Source organism: Kitasatospora sp. NPDC059462 (assembly GCF_042749955.1).
Taxonomy (GTDB): Bacteria; Actinomycetota; Actinomycetes; order Streptomycetales; family Streptomycetaceae; genus Kitasatospora.
Map to the genome: position 1 here is coordinate 1 of NZ_JBHYUU010000041.1, position 16,372 is coordinate 16,372.

Consider the following 16,372-nt stretch of genomic DNA (forward strand, 5'->3'; position numbering starts at 1 on the left):
CCGCCGCGAACGGAGCGATCTTCGCCTCCGCCAGCGACCGCACCGCCTCCCGGAGCATCCCGTGCTCCTCGGAGACCCGGAAGAGATCGAAGTCCGCCGCCCCTGCGCTGCCCGCCATGATGCCCGCCTCTTCGGAGAGTCGTTTTCGGAGAGTCGTTCCGCCGTGGAACCGGTTAATGACCGTTCAGTAGATCCTAGGCCTCCGACCTGCGGCTGCCTAGGTCGGTCGACGTCCGCGCCGGGAGTGTCACCGCCGTTCCCCGGGGCGTCCGCGGGTCCGCGCGGGGCTCCGTGATCAGCGGCCGGGGCCGGGGCGTGCAGGAGGGTCCGGGTCTCCCCCGGCGGCCGGATAGCATCGGTGGGCGCGGCTGCCGACCGGAGCCGTGCTGCTCGTCGCCCGCCCGAAGGGGAAACCGTGACCCTCCGCATCTCCGTGATCGGCACCGGCTATCTCGGCGCCACCCACGCCGCCGCCATGGCGGAGTTCGGCTTCGAGGTGCTGGGGCTGGACATCGACCCGGAGAAGATCGCCACCCTGACCGCCGGCCAGGTCCCGATGTACGAGCCGGGCCTGTCCGAGCTGCTGCTCAAGCACGTGGCGGGGCACGAGGGTTCGACCGGACGGCTGCGGTTCACCACCTCCGCCCAGGAGGCCGCCGAGTTCGGCGACGTGCACTTCGTCTGCGTCAACACCCCGCAGCGCAAGGGTGAGTTCGCCGCGGACATGTCGTACGTGGACGCCGCGATCGACGCGCTGGCCCCGCACCTGACCCGCCCGGTCCTGGTCGTCGGCAAGTCCACCGTGCCGGTCGGCTCGGCGGGCCGGCTGGCGGAGCGGCTGGCCGCGCTGGCCCCGGTCGGCGAGGGGGCGGAGCTCGCCTGGAACCCGGAGTTCCTGCGCGAGGGCTTCGCCGTCCAGGACACCCTGCGCCCGGACCGGATCGTGGTCGGCGCCCGCAGCGAGCGCGCCGAGCGGCTGCTGCGCGAGGTGTACGCCGAGCCGATCGCCGCCGGGGTGCCGTTCCTGGTCACCGACTACGCGACCGCCGAGCTGGTGAAGACCGCCGCCAACTCCTTCCTGGCCACCAAGATCTCCTTCATCAACGCGATGGCGGAGGTCTGCGAGGCGGCCGGCGCCGACGTCACCCAGCTGAGCGCGGCGCTCGCGCTGGACGAGCGGATCGGCGGCAAGTTCCTCAACTCCGGCCTGGGCTTCGGCGGCGGTTGCCTGCCCAAGGACATCCGGGCGTTCATGGCCCGGGCCGGCGAGCTGGGCGCCGACCAGGCGCTGACCTTCCTGCGCGAGGTCGACTCGATCAACATGCGCCGCCGCTCGCGGATGGTCGAGCTGGCCCGCGAGCAGTGCGACGGCGGCTTCCTGGGCCGGCGGGTCGCCGTCCTCGGCGCCGCGTTCAAGCCCAACTCGGACGACATCCGGGACTCCCCCGCGCTCAACGTCGCCGCCCAGATCCAGCTCCAGGGCGCGCAGGTCACCGTCTACGACCCCAAGGCGGTGGACAACGCGCGCAAGATGTTCCCGAGCCTCGCCTACGCCTCCTCCGCCCTGGAGGCCGTCGAGGGCGCCCATGTGGTCCTGCACCTCACCGAGTGGCAGGAGTTCCGCGAGCTCGACCCGGCCGTCCTGGGCGCCGTGGTCGCCGAGCGCCGCCTCCTCGACGGCCGCAACGTCCTCAACGCCGACGCCTGGCGCGCCGCCGGCTGGACCTACCGCGCCCTCGGCCGCCCGAGCTGAGCCGTCCGCCGTCCGGGGACCGGGCAGGACCCGGCCGGGGCAGGACCCGGCCGGGGTGCCGTACGGCCCGTCTCAGCCCCGGACCGGGCCGAGACGGGGGATCTCGATGGCGGGGCAGCGGTCCATCACCATCTCCAGACCGGCGGCCCTGGTCCGCTCGTAGGCGGCCTCGTCGATCACGCCGAGCTGGAACCAGACCGCCTCGGCGCCGATCGCGGCCGCCTCGTCGGCGACCTCGCCGGCCAGGTCGGAGCGGACGAAGACGTCGACCACGTCGACCTCGAAGGGGATGTCCGCCAGGGAGGCGTACCCCTGCTCGCCGTGGACCGTCTCCGCCTTGGGGTGCACGGGCACGATCCGCTTGCCGAAGCGCTGCAGCACCTCGGCCACGCCGTAGGCCGCGCGCCGCCGGTTGGACGACAGGCCCACGACGGCCCAGGTGTCGCCCAGCTCGGTCAGGATCCTGCGGACCGTGTCCTGGTCGCCTTCCATGCACTGCCTCCTCGTGTCCGGGGCACCCGCGGCCGCCGGCGCCTTCCCTCCGGCCCCAGCGCGGCCGCGGGTCCGGTCATTCCCGCCGCTCAGCCGTCCAGGCCGTGCAGACCGAGGGTGGCGAGGGACGGGGCGCGGCCCTCGGCGCGCAGCCGGGCGGCGGCGGCCTCGGCGTCGCGCAGCACCCGGACGGCGTTGTGCCAGGTGAGCTTCCCGAGGTCGGTCTCGGACCAGCCGCGGCCCAGCAGTTCGGCGATCAGGTTGGGGTAGCCGGCGACGTCGTCGAGGCCGTCCGGGAGGAAGGCGGTGCCGTCGTAGTCGCCGCCGATGCCGATGTGGTCGATGCCGGCGACCTCCCGCATGTGGTCGAGGTGGTCGGCGACGGTGGCCACGGTGGCGACCGGGCGGGGCCTGGTCCGCTCGAAGGCGCGCTGGCAGGCCATCCCGGCGGGGGTGGTGGCGAGCGGGTCGAAGCCGTGGGCGCGCATGTTCTCGTCCGCGGCGGCGGTCCACTCGATGGCGGCGGGCAGGATGAACTTGGGCACGAAGGTGGCCATCGCCACGCCGCCGTTGCCGGGGAGCTGGGCGAGGACGTCGTCCGGGATGTTGCGCGGGTGGGGACAGACGGCGCGCGAGGAGGAGTGCGAGAAGAGCACGGGCGCCTCGCTGACCCGCAGGGCGTCGCGCATGGTGTCGGCGGAGACGTGCGAGAGGTCGACCAGCATGCCGAGCCGGTTCATCTCCCGGACGACCTCCTCGCCGAAGGCGGTGAGGCCGTTCGCGACCGGCTCGTCGGTGGCGGAGTCGGCCCAGGGGGTGTTGTCGTTGTGGGTGAGCGTCAGGTACCGGACGCCGAGCGCGTACAGGGCGCGCAGGGTGGCGAGCGAGCAGTCGATGGAGTGGCCGCCCTCGGCGCCGATCAGGGAGGCGACCCGGCCCTCGGCGCGGGCGGCCTCCAGGTCGTCGGCGGTGAGCGCGAGGCGCAGCCGGTCGGGGAAGCGGTCGACCAGGGCGTGGACGAAGTCGATCTGTTCGAGGGTGGCGCTGACGGCGTGGTCCCCGGCGAGCCGGCTGGGCACGTAGACGGACCAGAACTGCGCGCCGACCCCGCCCGCGGCGAGGCGGGCGAGGTCGGTGTGCAGGCGGTCGCTCTGGTCGGCGGACAGGTCGAGCGCGTCGAGGTCGTAGCCGGCCTGCTCGCGCATCGCCCAGGGGAGGTCGTTGTGGCCGTCCACCACGGGGGTGGCGCGGAGGACGGCCTTGGCGCGCTCCAGCAGAGCGGGGGTGGAGTCCAACAGCTCAGAGGTCATACGAGCTGTTCTATCCGATATGACTACTTTCCAAAGCCGAAGGAGGAGGAACCCGCCACCTTGGCCCGAAGCTTCTTGCCCTTCTCGGTGGCCTGGCCGTTCAGCTCGGCCTGGAAGTCGGTCATCCGCTCGGTCAGCTCCGGGTCGAAGGCGGCCAGCATCCGGACCGCCAGCAGGCCCGCGTTGCGCGCGCCCGCCACCGAGACGGTGGCCACCGGCACGCCGGCCGGCATCTGCACGATCGACAGCAGGCTGTCCATGCCGTCCAGGTAGCGCAGCGGCACCGGGACGCCGATCACCGGCAGCGGGGTGACCGAGGCGAGCATGCCCGGCAGGTGGGCGGCGCCGCCGGCGCCGGCGATGATCGCCTTCAGGCCGCGCCCGTGGGCGTTCTCGCCGTAGGCGACCATCTCGCGCGGCATCCGGTGCGCGGAGACGACGTCGACCTCGTAGGGGATCTCGAACTCGTCGAGGGCCTGGGCGGCGGCCTCCATCACGGGCCAGTCGGAGTCCGAGCCCATGACGATGCCGACCAGCGGGCCGCGCGCCTCGGCGCTCGACGAGGGGTGGGAGGTCATTCGGTGATCGTTCCTCGCAGGTAGGCGGCCGCGTGGCGGGCGCGCTCGCGGACGTCGTCGAGGTCGTCCCCGAAGACGTTGACGTGACCGACCTTGCGGCCGGGCTTCACGTCCTTGCCGTACATGTGGATCCGCAGACCGGGGTCGCGGGCCATGCAGTGCAGGAAGGCGCGGTACATGTCCGGGTAGTCGCCGCCCAGGACGTTGACCATGACGGTCCACCTGGCGCGCGGCCGGGGGTCGCCGAGCGGCAGGTCGAGGACGGCCCGCAGGTGGTTCTCGAACTGCGAGGTGACGGCGCCGTCCTGGCTCCAGTGCCCCGAGTTGTGCGGCCGCATGGCCAGCTCGTTGACCAGGATCCGGCCGTCCCGGGTCTGGAACAGCTCGACGGCGAGGTGGCCGGTGATGTCCAGCTCGCCGGCGATCCGCAGGGCCAGCTGCTGGGCCTCGTCGGACAGCGCCGGGTCGAGGTCCGGGGCGGGGGCGGTCACCTCGGCGCAGACGCCGTTCTCCTGGACGCTCTCCACCACCGGGTAGGCGACGGCCTGGCCGCTGGGCGAGCGCACCACGTTGGCGGCCAGCTCGCGGACGAAGTCGACCTTCTCCTCGGCGAGCACCGGGACGCCGGCCAGGAACGGGGCCGCGGCCTCCGTCTCGTCGCCGACCACCCAGACGCCCTTGCCGTCGTAGCCGCCGCGGACGGTCTTCAGCACCACCGGGTAGCCGACGCCCTCGCCGGCGAAGGCGGTCACGTCCGCCGGGTCGGCGACCAGCCGGTGCCGGGGGCAGGGGACGCCGATGGAGTCGAGCCTGGCCCGCATCACGCCCTTGTCCTGGGCGTTGACCAGCGCCTCCGGGCCGGGCCGGACGGCGATGCCGTCGGCCTGCAGGGCCCGCAGGTGCTCGGTCGGCACGTGCTCGTGGTCGAAGGTGATCACGTCACAGCCCTCGGCGAAGCGCCGCAGGGTGTCGAGGTCGCGGTAGTCGCCGAGGACGACGTCGGAGACGACCTGCGCCGCCGAGTCCTGGGGAGTGTCGGCGAGGAGCTTGAACCGGATCCCGAGCGGGATGCCCGCCTGGTGTGCCATGCGGGCAAGCTGCCCGCCGCCGATCATGCCCACCACTGGAAAATTCGCGTTGCCCGGGGAAGTCACCCCGCCAGGATATCCGGGCCGGTCGGAGGCCGTGGAACCGCTCCCCGCCCAGCCGCGTCCCAGGGGACGGGCCCGGCCGGACGTGCAGGAGGGGCTGAGCCGATCGGTGGAACCGGGTAGCCTGGTCGGCCAGGTCCTGATATGCGCGATCCGATCATGTGCGTGCACGCAGGGCTCAAGGGGTTGACAGCGCCCAGGCCGTCGACACCCTTCCGTCCGCAGGCACACAGGCACACGGAGGCAGCCCGGTATGGCGACGACCACGGCGTCGGAACCCTCGCTGGCGCAGAAGCTGCGCGGCCTGTCGGGCGAGGCGGTGAAGTTCGGCCTGGTCGGCCTCAGCGGTGTCGTGGTGAACTTCGCCGTCTTCTGGGTCTGCCTCAACGGGCTGCACCTGGCCTCGCTGCGCTCCAACATCGCCGCCACCCTGGTCGCGATCGCCACCAACTACCTGGGCTACCGCTACTGGCTGTACCGGGACCGCGACGCCGCCTCGCGCAAGCGGGAGATCACGCTGTTCCTGGTGTTCAGCGGCGCCGGCATGCTGATCGAGACCGGTGTGCTGGGCTTCTCGGTGTACGTGCTGGGGCTCTCCTCGCACTTCCAGCAGCTGGCCGCGAAGGTCCTCGGGCTGGGGCTCGGCACGGTGTTCCGCTTCATCTCGTACCGGACCTGGGTGTTCACGGCCGTCCCCGAGCCGACCGAGGAGCAGCTCGCCGAGGCGCGCGCCGCCCAGGCCGCCCCGGACACCGGGGTGGTTGCGCAGGCCGAGCTGATGCTGGCCGCCGAGCAGATCCGGCTCGCCAAGGCCGAGTAGCACCCGGCGCCCCGCCCGTCCCCCGTCCGCCCCGGTTGCCGCCGCGGCCGTCCCGGGAGGACAGTGGTGACGGAGGGCGAGCACGGCCGGCGAACGATCGAGGCCGCGGGGGAACCCAGGAGGCTCGCCATGACCTTCGTCCAGATCATCGAATGCCGGACCGACCACCTCGAAGAGCTCAACGGCCTGCTGGACCGCTGGGCGGACCAGACCGAGGGCCGGCGCACCGTCGACCACGCGATGGTCGCCACCGACCGCTCCGACCCGCGGCACGTGGTGGAGATCGTCGAGTTCGCGTCCTACGAGGACGCGATGCGCAACTCCGGCCTGCCGGAGACCGACCGGGTCTACCGCGAGCTGGTCGCGCTCTGCGACGCTCCGCCCACCTTCACCGACCTGGACGTGGTCCGGGACACCGAGCTCTGACGCCGCCCCGCGGGCTCACCCCTCGCGCTGGCTGCGGCCGAGGAAGAGCGCGAACACCGCCGGCCGCAGCGAGAGCAGCTCCAGCCGTCCGCCGTCCGCCTCGGCGAGGTCGCGGGCGACGGCGAGGCCGATGCCGGTCGAGTTGCGGCCGCTGACCGCGCGCTCGAAGACCCGGTTGCCCAGCTCGGCCGGCACGCCGGGGCCCTCGTCCTGCACCTCGACGACCACCGACGTCCCGGAGGGCCGCACCCGCAGGGTGATCGTGCCGGCTCCGTGCATCAGCGAGTTCTCGATCAGGGTGGCCAGCACCTGGGCGACCGTGCCGGGGGTGCCGACGGCGGTGACCCCCCGCAGGCCCTCGACCTGGAGCACCCGGCCGGTGCCGCGCAGCGACGGCCCCCACTCCTCGACCTGCTGCTTCACCACGTCGTCGAGGTCGAAGGCGACGGCGGTGGGGCTGCGCGGGTCGCGCTGGGTGGTGAGCAGCCGCTGGACGACGTCGGTGAGCCGTTCGACCTGCTGGAGGGCGATGGTCGCCTCCTCCTTGACGGTCTCCGGATCCTCGGCGAGCGCGGTGATCTCCTCCAGCCGCATGGAGAGCGCGGTGAGCGGGGTGCGCAGCTGGTGCGAGGCGTCGGCGGCGAGCCGGCGTTCGGCGGTGAGCATCCGGGCGATCCGCTCGGCGCTGGTGTCGAGCACCTCGGCGACCCGGTCGAGCTCGGGCACGCCGTAGCGGCGGTCGCGCGGGCGCGGGTCGCCGGAGCCGAGCCGCTCGGCGGTCTCGGCGAGGTCGGTGAGCGGGCGGGCGAGCCGTTTGGCCTGCCAGACGGCGAGGGCGACGGCGGCCTGCACGGCGAGCAGCGCGACGACGCCGAGCAGCAGGAGCATGTTGGCGATCTCGTGGTCGACCGCCTCGCGGGACTGCTCGACGGTGACCGTCTCACCGCTGGCGCCGCGCTCGACGGCCCTGAGCAGGTGGTTGCTGTCGGGCCGGTGACCGCTGGAGACGATGCCCTGGCCGGGGATGTCGACCTCGACGTACTGGCCCTCGGAGACCTGGTTGACGAACTTGTCGCCGGTGACCGGCTCCTTGGCGGCGAGCCGGTTCTCGACCAGGGCGAGCACCCGGACGGCGGCGGCGTCCACCCGGTCCTGGGCGCTGTTGACGATGGTGCGCTTCTCGACCAGCGCGAGCGGGACGCAGAACACCACGACCACCACGAGGACGACGCACAGCAGCGAGTTGATCATCCGGCGTTTCACGCTGCCGCTCCCCGTGGTGGTACCTGCCCCCGGAGGGGCCTAATTCTTCTCGAACCGGAAGCCGACCCCGCGGACGGTGGCGATGTAGCGGGGGTTGGCGGCGTCGTCGCCGAGCTTCTTGCGCAGCCAGGAGATGTGCATGTCCAGGGTCTTGGTGGAGGTCCACCAGGTGGTGTCCCAGACCTGCCGCATGATCTCCTCGCGGGTGACCACCCGGCCGGCGTCGCGGACCAGCACCCGCAGCAGCTCGAACTCCTTGGCGGAGAGGGTGAGCTCCTCCTCGCCGAGCCAGGCGCGGTGCGACTCGATGTCGATCTTGACGCCGTGCGCGCCGGTGGTGAGCTGGTCGACGTTGCCGCGCCGCAGCAGGGCCCGGACCCGGGCGAGCAGTTCGGCGAGGCGGAAGGGCTTGGTGACGTAGTCGTCGGCGCCGGCGTCCAGGCCGACGACCGTGTCGACCTCGTCGGCGCGGGCGGTGAGGACCAGGACGGGGCAGCTGCGGCCGTCCGCGCGCAGCCGGCGGCAGACCTCCAGCCCGTCCATCTCGGGCAGGCCCAGGTCGAGGACGACGAGGTCGACCTCCTCGCCGAGCCCGGCGGCCAGTGCGGACGGCCCGTCCTCGCGGACGAGCACCTCGTATCCCTCGCGGCGCAGTGCCCGGGCGAGCGGTTCGGAGATCGCCGGGTCGTCCTCGGCGAGCAGCACACAGGTCATGTGGTGATGGTAGTCGGCCCGGGTATGCCCATTGGTGCCGTGAGGTAGTTCACACTGCGTGATCGTTATACGGAGTGCAATCGCGCCCCAACCGACACGCCCGGGTCGCCCGTTCGGTGAAGATCTTTCGTTTTGATCTTGCATCTGAAGGAATTTGGCCTGCCCTACCATGGATCAACGAACTGAATCTGTGGCTGTCTTTACCATCGCCATACCTAATTGGCCTCTTTTGTCAGCCGATACCGCCAAATGTCGCCACGTAGAGTGGTTCTGTCCACGTCCGTCGCCACCCCCTTTGACGGACGCTGTCAGGCAAGGAACCACTACTCATGGCGTCTACGACCATGGAGGCCGACGTACAGTCGGCCTCTCCCGGCGGCAAGACCTTCCTCGGGCACCCCCGGGGACTCGCCACGCTCTTCATGAGCGAGATGTGGGAGCGCTTCAGCTACTACGGCATGCGTGCCCTGCTGGTGCTCTACATGACCGCCTCCGTCACCGACGGCGGCCTCGGCATGAAGCTCGCCACCGCCTCCGCGGTGTACAGCGTGTACACCGCGATGGTCTACCTGCTGGCACTCCCGGGCGGCTGGATCGCCGACCGCTTCCTCGGCGCCCGGAAGACCGTCGCCCTCGGCGGCTCGATCATCATGATCGGCCACTTCCTGCTGGCCCTGCCGGTCGGCGTGTCGTTCTTCGGCGGCCTCGCGTTCATCGCGATCGGCTCCGGCCTGCTCAAGGCGAACATCTCCACGATGGTCGGCCACCTCTACGACGGGCCCAACGACCCGCGCCGGGACGGCGGCTTCACGATCTTCTACATGGGCATCAACCTCGGTGCCTTCGCCGCCCCGCTGGTCATCGGCACCATCGGCCAGAACGTCGACTGGCACCTGGGCTTCGCCCTCGCCGGCGTCGGCATGGCCCTGGGCCTCACCCAGTTCCTGCTCGGCAGCCGCCACCTGAGCGCCAAGAGCGACGTGGTCACCTCGCCGATCCCGGCCGCCGAGAAGAGCGCCATCCTCAAGAAGGCCGGCCTCTGGCTCGCCGCCGCCGTGGTCTTCTACGCGATCGTCGCGCTGACCGGCCACTTCACCATCAACTGGGCGATCTGGCCGCTGTCCATCGCCGGTCTGGCCATCCCGGTCTTCGTCTTCACCAAGGTGAAGCGCGACAAGGAGCTCGACGAGACCGAGCAGTCCCGGATGAGCGGCTACATCTGGTTCTTCGTCGCCGCCGCCGTGTTCTGGATGATCTACGACCAGTCCGGCTCGACGCTGAACATCTTCGCCCAGGACAACACCGCGTCCACGCTGTTCGGCATCGACTTCCCGTCCAGCTGGTTCCAGTCGCTCAACCCGCTGTACATCATGGCCCTGGCCCCGGTCTTCGCCTGGATCTGGGTGGCGCTCTCCCGCCGCTCCAAGAACCCCAGCACCACGGCGAAGTTCTCCTTCGGCCTGCTGATGATCGGCGCCTCGTTCATGGTCATGATGCTGGCCATGGCCGCCGCCTCCGGCGGCACCAAGGTCACGCCGCTCTGGCTGGCCATGGTCTACCTGATCCAGACCGTCGGCGAGCTGACCCTCTCCCCCGTCGGCCTGTCCGTCACCACCAAGCTGGCCCCGACCAAGTACGCCAGCCAGATGATGGGCGTCTGGTTCCTCGCCGTCACCGCGGGCGACTGCGTCGCGGCCATCTTCCAGCTGGTCCTCGGCGACGACGTGGTCGGCTCCACCTGGTACTTCGCGGTCCAGGGCAGCATGGCGATCATCGCCGGCGTGGCCCTCTACCTGTACCGCCGCAAGGTCGTGCGGCTGATGGGCGACGTGCACTGACACCCGCCCGGACCGGCCCCGGGGCCGTCGCGGATTCCTGAGATCCGCGGCGGCCCCGGTCGCGTTCCGCCCCCTCGACCCGGGGCCGTGGGCTGTGCCTATGGTGCCCCATGCCGACCGACTCGCTCCCCCGTCAGCTCGCCCGCACCCGGCGCCTCACCCTCGGCGCCCCCGCCCTGCCCACCGTCGGCGCCGACGGGCGCACCGTGCTCTTCCTGCGCAGCCGGGCGGGCGACGACCCCGTCACCTGCCTCTGGGTCCTCGACACCGGCAGCGGCGAGGAGCGGCTGCTCGCCGACCCGGCCGCCCTCGGCGCGGACGTCCCCGACACGGACCTGCCCGAGGCCGAACGGATCCGCCGCGAACGCGCCCGCGTCCACGCCCGGGGCATCACCGCGTACGCCACCGACGCCGCCGGCCGGCTCGCCGCCTTCGCCCTCGGCGGGGACCTCTGGCTCGCCGGCACCGCCACCGGCGAGGTCCGCCGCGTCCCCACCGCCACCGAGGTCCACGACCCGCGCCCCGACCCCGCCGGCCGGTGGATCGCCTACGTCGGCGGCGGCGCCCTGCGCGTCGTCGGCGCCGACGGCGGCGGGGACCGCGCGCTCGCCGAACCCGAGGCCGAGGACGTCGGCTACGGCGTCGCCGAGCACGTCGCCGCCGAGGAGATGGGCCGCACCCGCGCCCACTGGTGGTCCCCCGACGGCGCCGCCCTGCTCGTCGCCCGCGTCGACGAGCGCCCGGTCGCCCGCCTCCGGCTGGCCGACCCGGCCGACCCCGCCCGGCCGCCCCGGGTCGTCCGCTACCCCCTGGCGGGCACCGCCAACGCCGAGGTCACCCTCTGGCTGCTCGGCCTCGACGGCCGGCGCACCGAGGTCCGCTGGGACCGGGCCGGGTACGAGTACCTCACCGCCGCCGGCTGGGACGCACACGGCCCGTACGCCGCCGTCCAGAGCCGCGACCAGCGCACCCTGCTCACCCTCGCCGTGGACCCCGCCGACGGCGCCACCCGCGTCCTCGCCGAGCGCCGCGACGAGCACTGGGTCGAACTGGTCCCCGGCCTGCCCGCCCGCACCGCCGCCGGCGCCCTCGTCGACACCGCCGACGAGGGCGACACCCGCCACCTCACCGTCGACGGCAGGCCCGTCACCCCGGCCGGCCTCCAGGTGCGCTCCGTGCTCGGGACCGACGGCGAACGGGTGCTCTTCACCGCCTCCGACGAGCCGACCGAGACCCATCTGTGGTCGTGGGACCAGGCCACGGGCGCCGTGCGGCTGAGCGAGGAGCCCGGCGTGCACACCGGCGTGCGGCGCGGCGGCACGCTCGTCCACACCGCACGCACGCCCGGCGCGCCCACCGGCCGCACCACCGTGCACCGCGACGGCCTGCCCGCCGCCCGCACCCTGGTCTCCCACGCCGAGACGCCCGTCCTCGCCGCCCGCCCCGAACTGCTCCGGCTCGGGCCCCGCGACCTGCGCGCCACGCTCTTCCTGCCCACCGCCCGCCGTGAGGGGGACGGCCCGCTGCCCGTCCTGCTCGACCCCTACGGCGGGCCCGCCCTGCAGAAGGTCACCGCCGCCCCGCACTGGTGGGACCTCACCTCCCGGTGGTTCGCCGAGCAGGGCTTCGCCGTGCTCGCCGTCGACGGCCGCGGCACCCCCGGCCGCGGCCCGCGCTGGGACAAGAGCGTCCACGCGGATGTCGCCGGCCCCGCCCTGGAGGACCAGATCGAGGCGCTGCACACGACCGCCGCGCTGCGCCCCGGGCTGCTCGACCTCGACAGGGTCGCCATCCGCGGCTGGTCCTACGGCGGCTTCCTCGCCGCCCTCGCCGTGCTGCGCCGCCCCGACGTCTTCCACGCCGCCGTCGCCGGGGCCGCCCCGACCGACCACCGGCTCTACGACACCCACTGGAAGGAGCGGTTCCTCGGCCACCCGGACGAGCACCCCGAGCGCTACGACGCCGCCTCGCTGCTGCCCGACGCCCCCGGCCTGCGGCGGCCGCTGCTGCTGATCCAGGGCCTCGCCGACGACAACGTGCTGCCCGCCCACAGCCTGCGGCTGTCCGCCGCGCTGCTCGCCGCCGGGCGCCCGCACGAGTTCCTGCCGCTCGCCGCCGGCCACTCGCCGAGCGACGAGGCGGTGGCCGAGCACCTGCTCCACCACCAGCTCGACTTCCTGCGGCGCTCGCTGGACCTCGGCTGAGCACGACGGCGGGGCCGGGGAGCAGCCGCCCCGGCCCCGCCGCCGCACCCGCTCAGACCTCGCGCACGCCCGCCCGCCAGACCGCCGCCGTCAGCGGCACGCCCGGCCGGTACGCCAGGTGCACGTGCGAGGGCGCGTCCAGCAGGTGCAGGTCCGCCCGGGCGCCCGCCGTCACGGTGCCGACGTCCGTGCGCCGGAGGGCCCGCGCGCCGCCCGCCGTCGCCGCCCAGAGCGCCTCGTCGGGCGTCATGCCCATCTCGCGCACCGCCACCGCGATGCAGAACGCCATCGAACTCGTGAAGCTGGAGCCCGGGTTGCAGTCGGTGGACAGCGCCACCACCGCCCCCGCGTCCAGCAGCCGGCGGGCGTCCGGGTAGACCGCCCGGGTGGAGAACTCGGCGCCCGGCAGCAGCGTCGCCACCGTCGAGGAGCCGGCCAGCGCGGCCACGTCCTCGTCGGTCAGATGGGTGCAGTGGTCGGCCGACGCCGCTCCCAGCTCGACGGCCAGTTGCACGCCCGGGCCGTGGGTCAGCTGGTTGGCGTGCACCCGGGGCGTCAGCCCGCGCTCGATCCCGGCGGTGAGGATCGCCCGCGCCTGGTCACCGTCGAAGGCGCCCTTCTCGCAGAACACGTCCACCCAGCGGGCGTACGGTGCGCAGGCGTCCAGCATCGGGCCGGTGACCAGCCCGACGTAGCCGGCCGGGTCGTCCGCGAACTCGGGGGCCACCACGTGCGCGCCCAGGTAGGTGGTCTCCGGCGTGTACGAGGAGGCGATCCGCAGTGCCCGGGCCTCGTCCTCGACGGTGAGCCCGTAGCCGGACTTGCACTCGACCAGGGTGGTGCCCTGGCGCAGCGCCTCGCGCACCAGCCGGGCCAGGTTGGCGTCCAGCTCGGCGTCGGCGGCGGCCCGGGTGGCGGCCACGGTGGTGCGGATGCCGCCCGCCGAGTAGGACTGCCCGGACATCCGGGCGTTGAACTCGGCGGTGCGGTCGCCCGCGAACACCAGGTGGGCGTGCGAGTCGACGAAGCCGGGCAGCAGGGCGCGGCCCGCCGCGTCGAAGCGCTCGTCGGCGGCCGGCGCCCCGGCGGCCGGGCCGACCCAGGCGACGGTGTCGCCGTCGATCACCACCGCCGCGTCGGTGAGCAGGCCGAGCGGCCCGGTCCCGTGCGAGGGGTCGTTGGTGACCAGCGTGCCGATGCCGGTGATCAGTGTGCTCGGAATGCTCGGGGAGGTCACGTCATGCCTTTCGGGAGTACGACGGCTCAGCAGCTCAGGGCGTCGATCGAGGACTGCAGCGCACCCGGGACGTCCGGCAGCAGCTGGTGCACGCCGTCGCGCACGACCTGCCGCCCGCCGACCACCACGTGCCGCACGTCCGCCGCCGAGGCCGCGAACACCGCGGTCTCCGCGCCGAGCCGCGGCGGCGGGCCGGCGGTGCGCACCGAGTCCAGCGCGATCACGGTGAAGTCGGCCAGCGCGCCGGCCTCGATCCGCCCGGCCTCGGGCCAGCCGAGCGAGGCGTGCCCGTCCTCGGTGCCGGCCCGCAGCAGCGCGTTCGCCGTCCAGTGGCCGCGGGTGCGGGTGCGCAGCCGCTCGTCCAGCTCCAGCGCCCGGGCCTCCTCGAACGGGTCGATGACGGCGTGGCTGTCACTGCCGAGGGTGACCGGGCAGCCGCCGGAGGCCAGCTGCCGGGCCGGGCCGATGCCGTCGGCGAGGTCCCGCTCGGTGGTGGGGCACATGCAGACGGTGGTGGAGGAGTCGGTGAGCAGCTTGACGTCCTCCTCGGTGAGGTGGGTGGCGTGCACGGCCGAGGTGCGCGGGCCGAGCACGCCGCGGTCGGCGAGCAGCCGGGTCGGGGTGACGCCGTGCGCGGCGAGGCAGGCGTCGTTCTCGGCGGTCTGCTCGGACAGGTGGACGTGCAGCGGCGCCCGGCGCACCGCCGCCCAGTGGGCGACGGTGCCCAGCTGCTCGGCGGGCACGGCGCGCACCGAGTGGACGGCCGCGCCGATCCGGGCGTGTTCGCGTGCGCGCAGCGCCCCGGCCCGCTCGGCCCAGGCGTCGGCGTCGCCGTCACCGAACCGGAGCTGCGGCCTGGTCGGCTCGGCGCCGAAGCCGGAGGACAGGTAGCAGGTGTCGAGCAGGGTGATCCGGATGCCGGCCCGGGCGGCGGCCTCGATCAGCGCCTCGCCCATCGCGTTGGGGTCGTCGTAGCGGACGCCGCCGGGCGCGTGGTGCAGGTAGTGGAACTCGCCGACGGCGGTGATCCCGGCGAGCGCCATCTCCGCGTAGACGGCGGTGGCGAGCGCCAGGTAGCGGTCCGGGTCGAGCGCGCCGGCGAACCGGTACATGGTGTCGCGCCAGGTCCAGAAGGTGCCGGAGCCGACCTGGACGTGACCGCGCAGCGCCCGGTGGAAGGCGTGCGAATGCGCGTTGGCCTGGCCCGGCAGCAGCAGGCCCTCCAGCCGGACGGCGCCGGGCGGGCAGGGCCCGCTGTCCGGCTGCACCCTGGCGATCTTGCCGCCGGGGCCGGTGCTGATCAGGACGTCCTGCTCGACCACCGGCCCGTTGACGTGCGGCAGCCAGGCGTACTGCGCCCAGAAGGTGGTCGTGTGCGCGCCTCCGGCACGGCCTACTGACACGCCAGGTCCTCCAGAACGTCGGCGAGGGCGGTGACGCCGGCCAGGCAGTCGGCCGTCTCGGCGTGTTCCGCCGGGGAGTGCGAGACACCGCTCGGGTTCCGTACGAACAGCATGGCGGTCGGCACGGCGGATGCCAGGATCCCGGCGTCGTGTCCCGCGCCGGTGGGCAGCACGGGGGCGCCGCCCAGCACGGCGGCCAGCCGGTCGCGCAGCGGGCCGTCGAAGTCCACCACCGGGGTGTACGACTCGCGGGTCAGCGCGACCCGCACGCCGTCGCGCTCGCCGCGCTCGGCCGCGGCCCGTTCGATCTCCCCGACCAGCGCGGTGAGGGTGGCCTCGTCGGCCGCCCGGGAGTCCAGCCAGCCGCGGACCAGGGAGGCGATCGCGTTGGTGCCGTTGGGCTCGACCGCGACCTTGCCGAAGGTGGCCAGCGCGCCCGCGAGCCGCGCCTTCTTGCGGGCGGCGAGCACGGTGGTGGCGTAGGTCAGCATCGGGTCGCGGCGGTCCTCCACGCGGGTGGTGCCGGCGTGGTTGGCCTCGCCGTGGAAGTCGAACCGCCAGCGGCCGTGCGGCCAGATCGCCGAGGCGACGCCGACCGGCTGGTGCTCGGCGAGGTGGCGGCCCTGCTCGACGTGGAGTTCGACGAAGGCGCCGATCCGGGCCAGCCGTTCGCCGTCGGCGCCGATCGCCGTCGGGTCCTGGCCGGCCCGCTCCATCGCGTCGGGCAGCCGCACGCCGTCGGCGTCGCGCAGCTCGTGGGCGGCCTCCCGGCTCAGCACCCCGGTGGTGAGCCGGGAGCCGATGCAGGCCACGCCGAACCGGGCGCCCTCCTCGTCGCCGAAGTTGACGATCGCCAGCGGCCGGGTGAACCGCGCGCCGCGGGCGCGCAGTTCGTCGAGCGCCGCGAAGGAGGACACCACTCCGAGCGGGCCGTCGAAGGCGCCGCCGTCGGGGACGGAGTCGAGGTGCGAGCCGGTGACGACGGCGTCGCCGGCGGCCGGATCACCCAGCCACGCCCACTGGTTGCCGTTGCGGTCCAGCTCGTAGCCGAGGCCGCGGTCGCGGGCCTGCTGCTCGAACCAGGCGCGGCACTCGGCGTCGGCGGTGTTCCAGGCGAACCGGCGGTAGCCGCCGGACGCGGCGGAGCGGCCCACGGGGAGCAGCTCCGCCCACATCTCCTCGA

13 protein-coding genes and 2 pseudogenes are annotated in these 16,372 nt (G+C 73.6%); 5 read left to right on the forward strand and 10 right to left on the reverse strand.

Annotated features, from left to right (window positions below):
* A pseudogene (locus ACFXAM_RS13595) lies at positions 1-118 on the reverse strand (acyl-CoA dehydrogenase); the annotation flags it as partial.
* 297 nt (positions 119-415) lie between these two features.
* On the opposite strand from ACFXAM_RS13595, the gene ACFXAM_RS13600 reads away from it, so the two are divergent.
* Positions 416-1,753: a UDP-glucose dehydrogenase family protein gene (locus tag ACFXAM_RS13600; protein WP_380290639.1), complete on the forward strand. Its 1,338-nt coding sequence runs from the start codon at positions 416-418 to the stop codon at positions 1,751-1,753.
* Positions 1,754-1,825: 72 nt separating this feature from the next.
* Here ACFXAM_RS13600 and ACFXAM_RS13605 read toward each other — a convergent pair whose 3' ends face one another.
* The 4 genes from ACFXAM_RS13605 to ACFXAM_RS13620 all read right to left on the reverse strand — a co-directional run bounded on the left by ACFXAM_RS13605 (position 1,826) and on the right by ACFXAM_RS13620 (position 5,221).
* On the reverse strand, positions 1,826-2,245 hold the full coding sequence (locus ACFXAM_RS13605; RefSeq protein ID WP_380290641.1) for a CoA-binding protein: 420 nt from the start codon (positions 2,243-2,245) through the stop codon (positions 1,826-1,828).
* Positions 2,246-2,334: 89 nt separating this feature from the next.
* Positions 2,335-3,555, reverse strand: coding sequence for a dipeptidase (locus ACFXAM_RS13610; RefSeq protein WP_380290642.1), 1,221 nt, complete (start codon positions 3,553-3,555; stop codon positions 2,335-2,337).
* A 23-nt stretch (positions 3,556-3,578) separates the two neighbouring features.
* Entirely contained in the window at positions 3,579-4,133 is a 555-nt protein-coding gene (gene purE / locus ACFXAM_RS13615) for a 5-(carboxyamino)imidazole ribonucleotide mutase (RefSeq protein WP_380290643.1), read from the reverse strand.
* Positions 4,130-5,221, reverse strand: coding sequence for a 5-(carboxyamino)imidazole ribonucleotide synthase (locus tag ACFXAM_RS13620; RefSeq protein WP_380290644.1), 1,092 nt, complete (start codon positions 5,219-5,221; stop codon positions 4,130-4,132). The genes purE and ACFXAM_RS13620 overlap by 4 nt, the downstream gene beginning before the upstream one ends.
* A 316-nt stretch (positions 5,222-5,537) precedes the next feature.
* Between ACFXAM_RS13620 and ACFXAM_RS13625 the strand changes: the two genes are divergently transcribed.
* Together ACFXAM_RS13625 and ACFXAM_RS13630 are read left to right on the forward strand one after the other, a co-directional pair.
* Positions 5,538-6,104 (forward strand): GtrA family protein, encoded by a 567-nt coding sequence (locus ACFXAM_RS13625; protein WP_380290646.1) that lies wholly within the window; start codon positions 5,538-5,540, stop codon positions 6,102-6,104.
* A 129-nt stretch (positions 6,105-6,233) separates the two neighbouring features.
* Positions 6,234-6,527, forward strand: a pseudogene (locus ACFXAM_RS13630) (ester cyclase); the annotation flags it as partial.
* Positions 6,528-6,545: 18 nt separating this feature from the next.
* Here ACFXAM_RS13630 and ACFXAM_RS13635 read toward each other — a convergent pair.
* A complete protein-coding gene (locus ACFXAM_RS13635) occupies positions 6,546-7,793 on the reverse strand; it encodes an ATP-binding protein (protein ID WP_380290648.1) in 1,248 nt (415 codons plus the stop codon).
* 39 nt (positions 7,794-7,832) lie between these two features.
* On the reverse strand, positions 7,833-8,507 hold the full coding sequence (locus ACFXAM_RS13640; protein ID WP_030300686.1) for a response regulator transcription factor: 675 nt from the start codon (positions 8,505-8,507) through the stop codon (positions 7,833-7,835).
* A 329-nt stretch (positions 8,508-8,836) separates the two neighbouring features.
* Here ACFXAM_RS13640 and ACFXAM_RS13645 point away from each other — a divergent pair, with 329 nt between their 5' ends.
* Together ACFXAM_RS13645 and ACFXAM_RS13650 are read left to right on the forward strand one after the other, a co-directional pair.
* On the forward strand, positions 8,837-10,345 hold the full coding sequence (locus tag ACFXAM_RS13645) for a peptide MFS transporter (protein ID WP_380290650.1): 1,509 nt from the start codon (positions 8,837-8,839) through the stop codon (positions 10,343-10,345).
* Positions 10,346-10,455: 110 nt separating this feature from the next.
* On the forward strand, positions 10,456-12,549 hold the full coding sequence (locus ACFXAM_RS13650) for a prolyl oligopeptidase family serine peptidase (protein ID WP_380290652.1): 2,094 nt from the start codon (positions 10,456-10,458) through the stop codon (positions 12,547-12,549).
* 52 nt (positions 12,550-12,601) lie between these two features.
* On the opposite strand, the gene hutI is transcribed toward ACFXAM_RS13650, so the two are convergent.
* The 3 genes from hutI to ACFXAM_RS13665 are packed head-to-tail and all read right to left on the reverse strand — an operon-like array spanning position 12,602 to position 16,364.
* The gene (gene hutI, locus ACFXAM_RS13655; protein ID WP_380290703.1) at positions 12,602-13,771 is read right to left on the reverse strand and encodes an imidazolonepropionase; all 1,170 of its coding nucleotides are present in this window, start codon (positions 13,769-13,771) and stop codon (positions 12,602-12,604) included.
* A gap of 41 nt (positions 13,772-13,812) precedes the next feature.
* Positions 13,813-15,189 (reverse strand): formimidoylglutamate deiminase, encoded by a 1,377-nt coding sequence (locus ACFXAM_RS13660; protein ID WP_380290653.1) that lies wholly within the window; start codon positions 15,187-15,189, stop codon positions 13,813-13,815.
* Positions 15,180-16,364 carry an allantoate amidohydrolase gene (locus tag ACFXAM_RS13665; protein WP_380290705.1) on the reverse strand — a complete coding sequence of 395 codons (1,185 nt, stop codon included), beginning with the start codon at positions 16,362-16,364 and terminating at the stop codon, positions 15,180-15,182. Before ACFXAM_RS13665 ends, ACFXAM_RS13660 begins: the two co-directional genes overlap by 10 nt.
* Between the last annotated feature and the right edge of the window lie 8 nt (positions 16,365-16,372).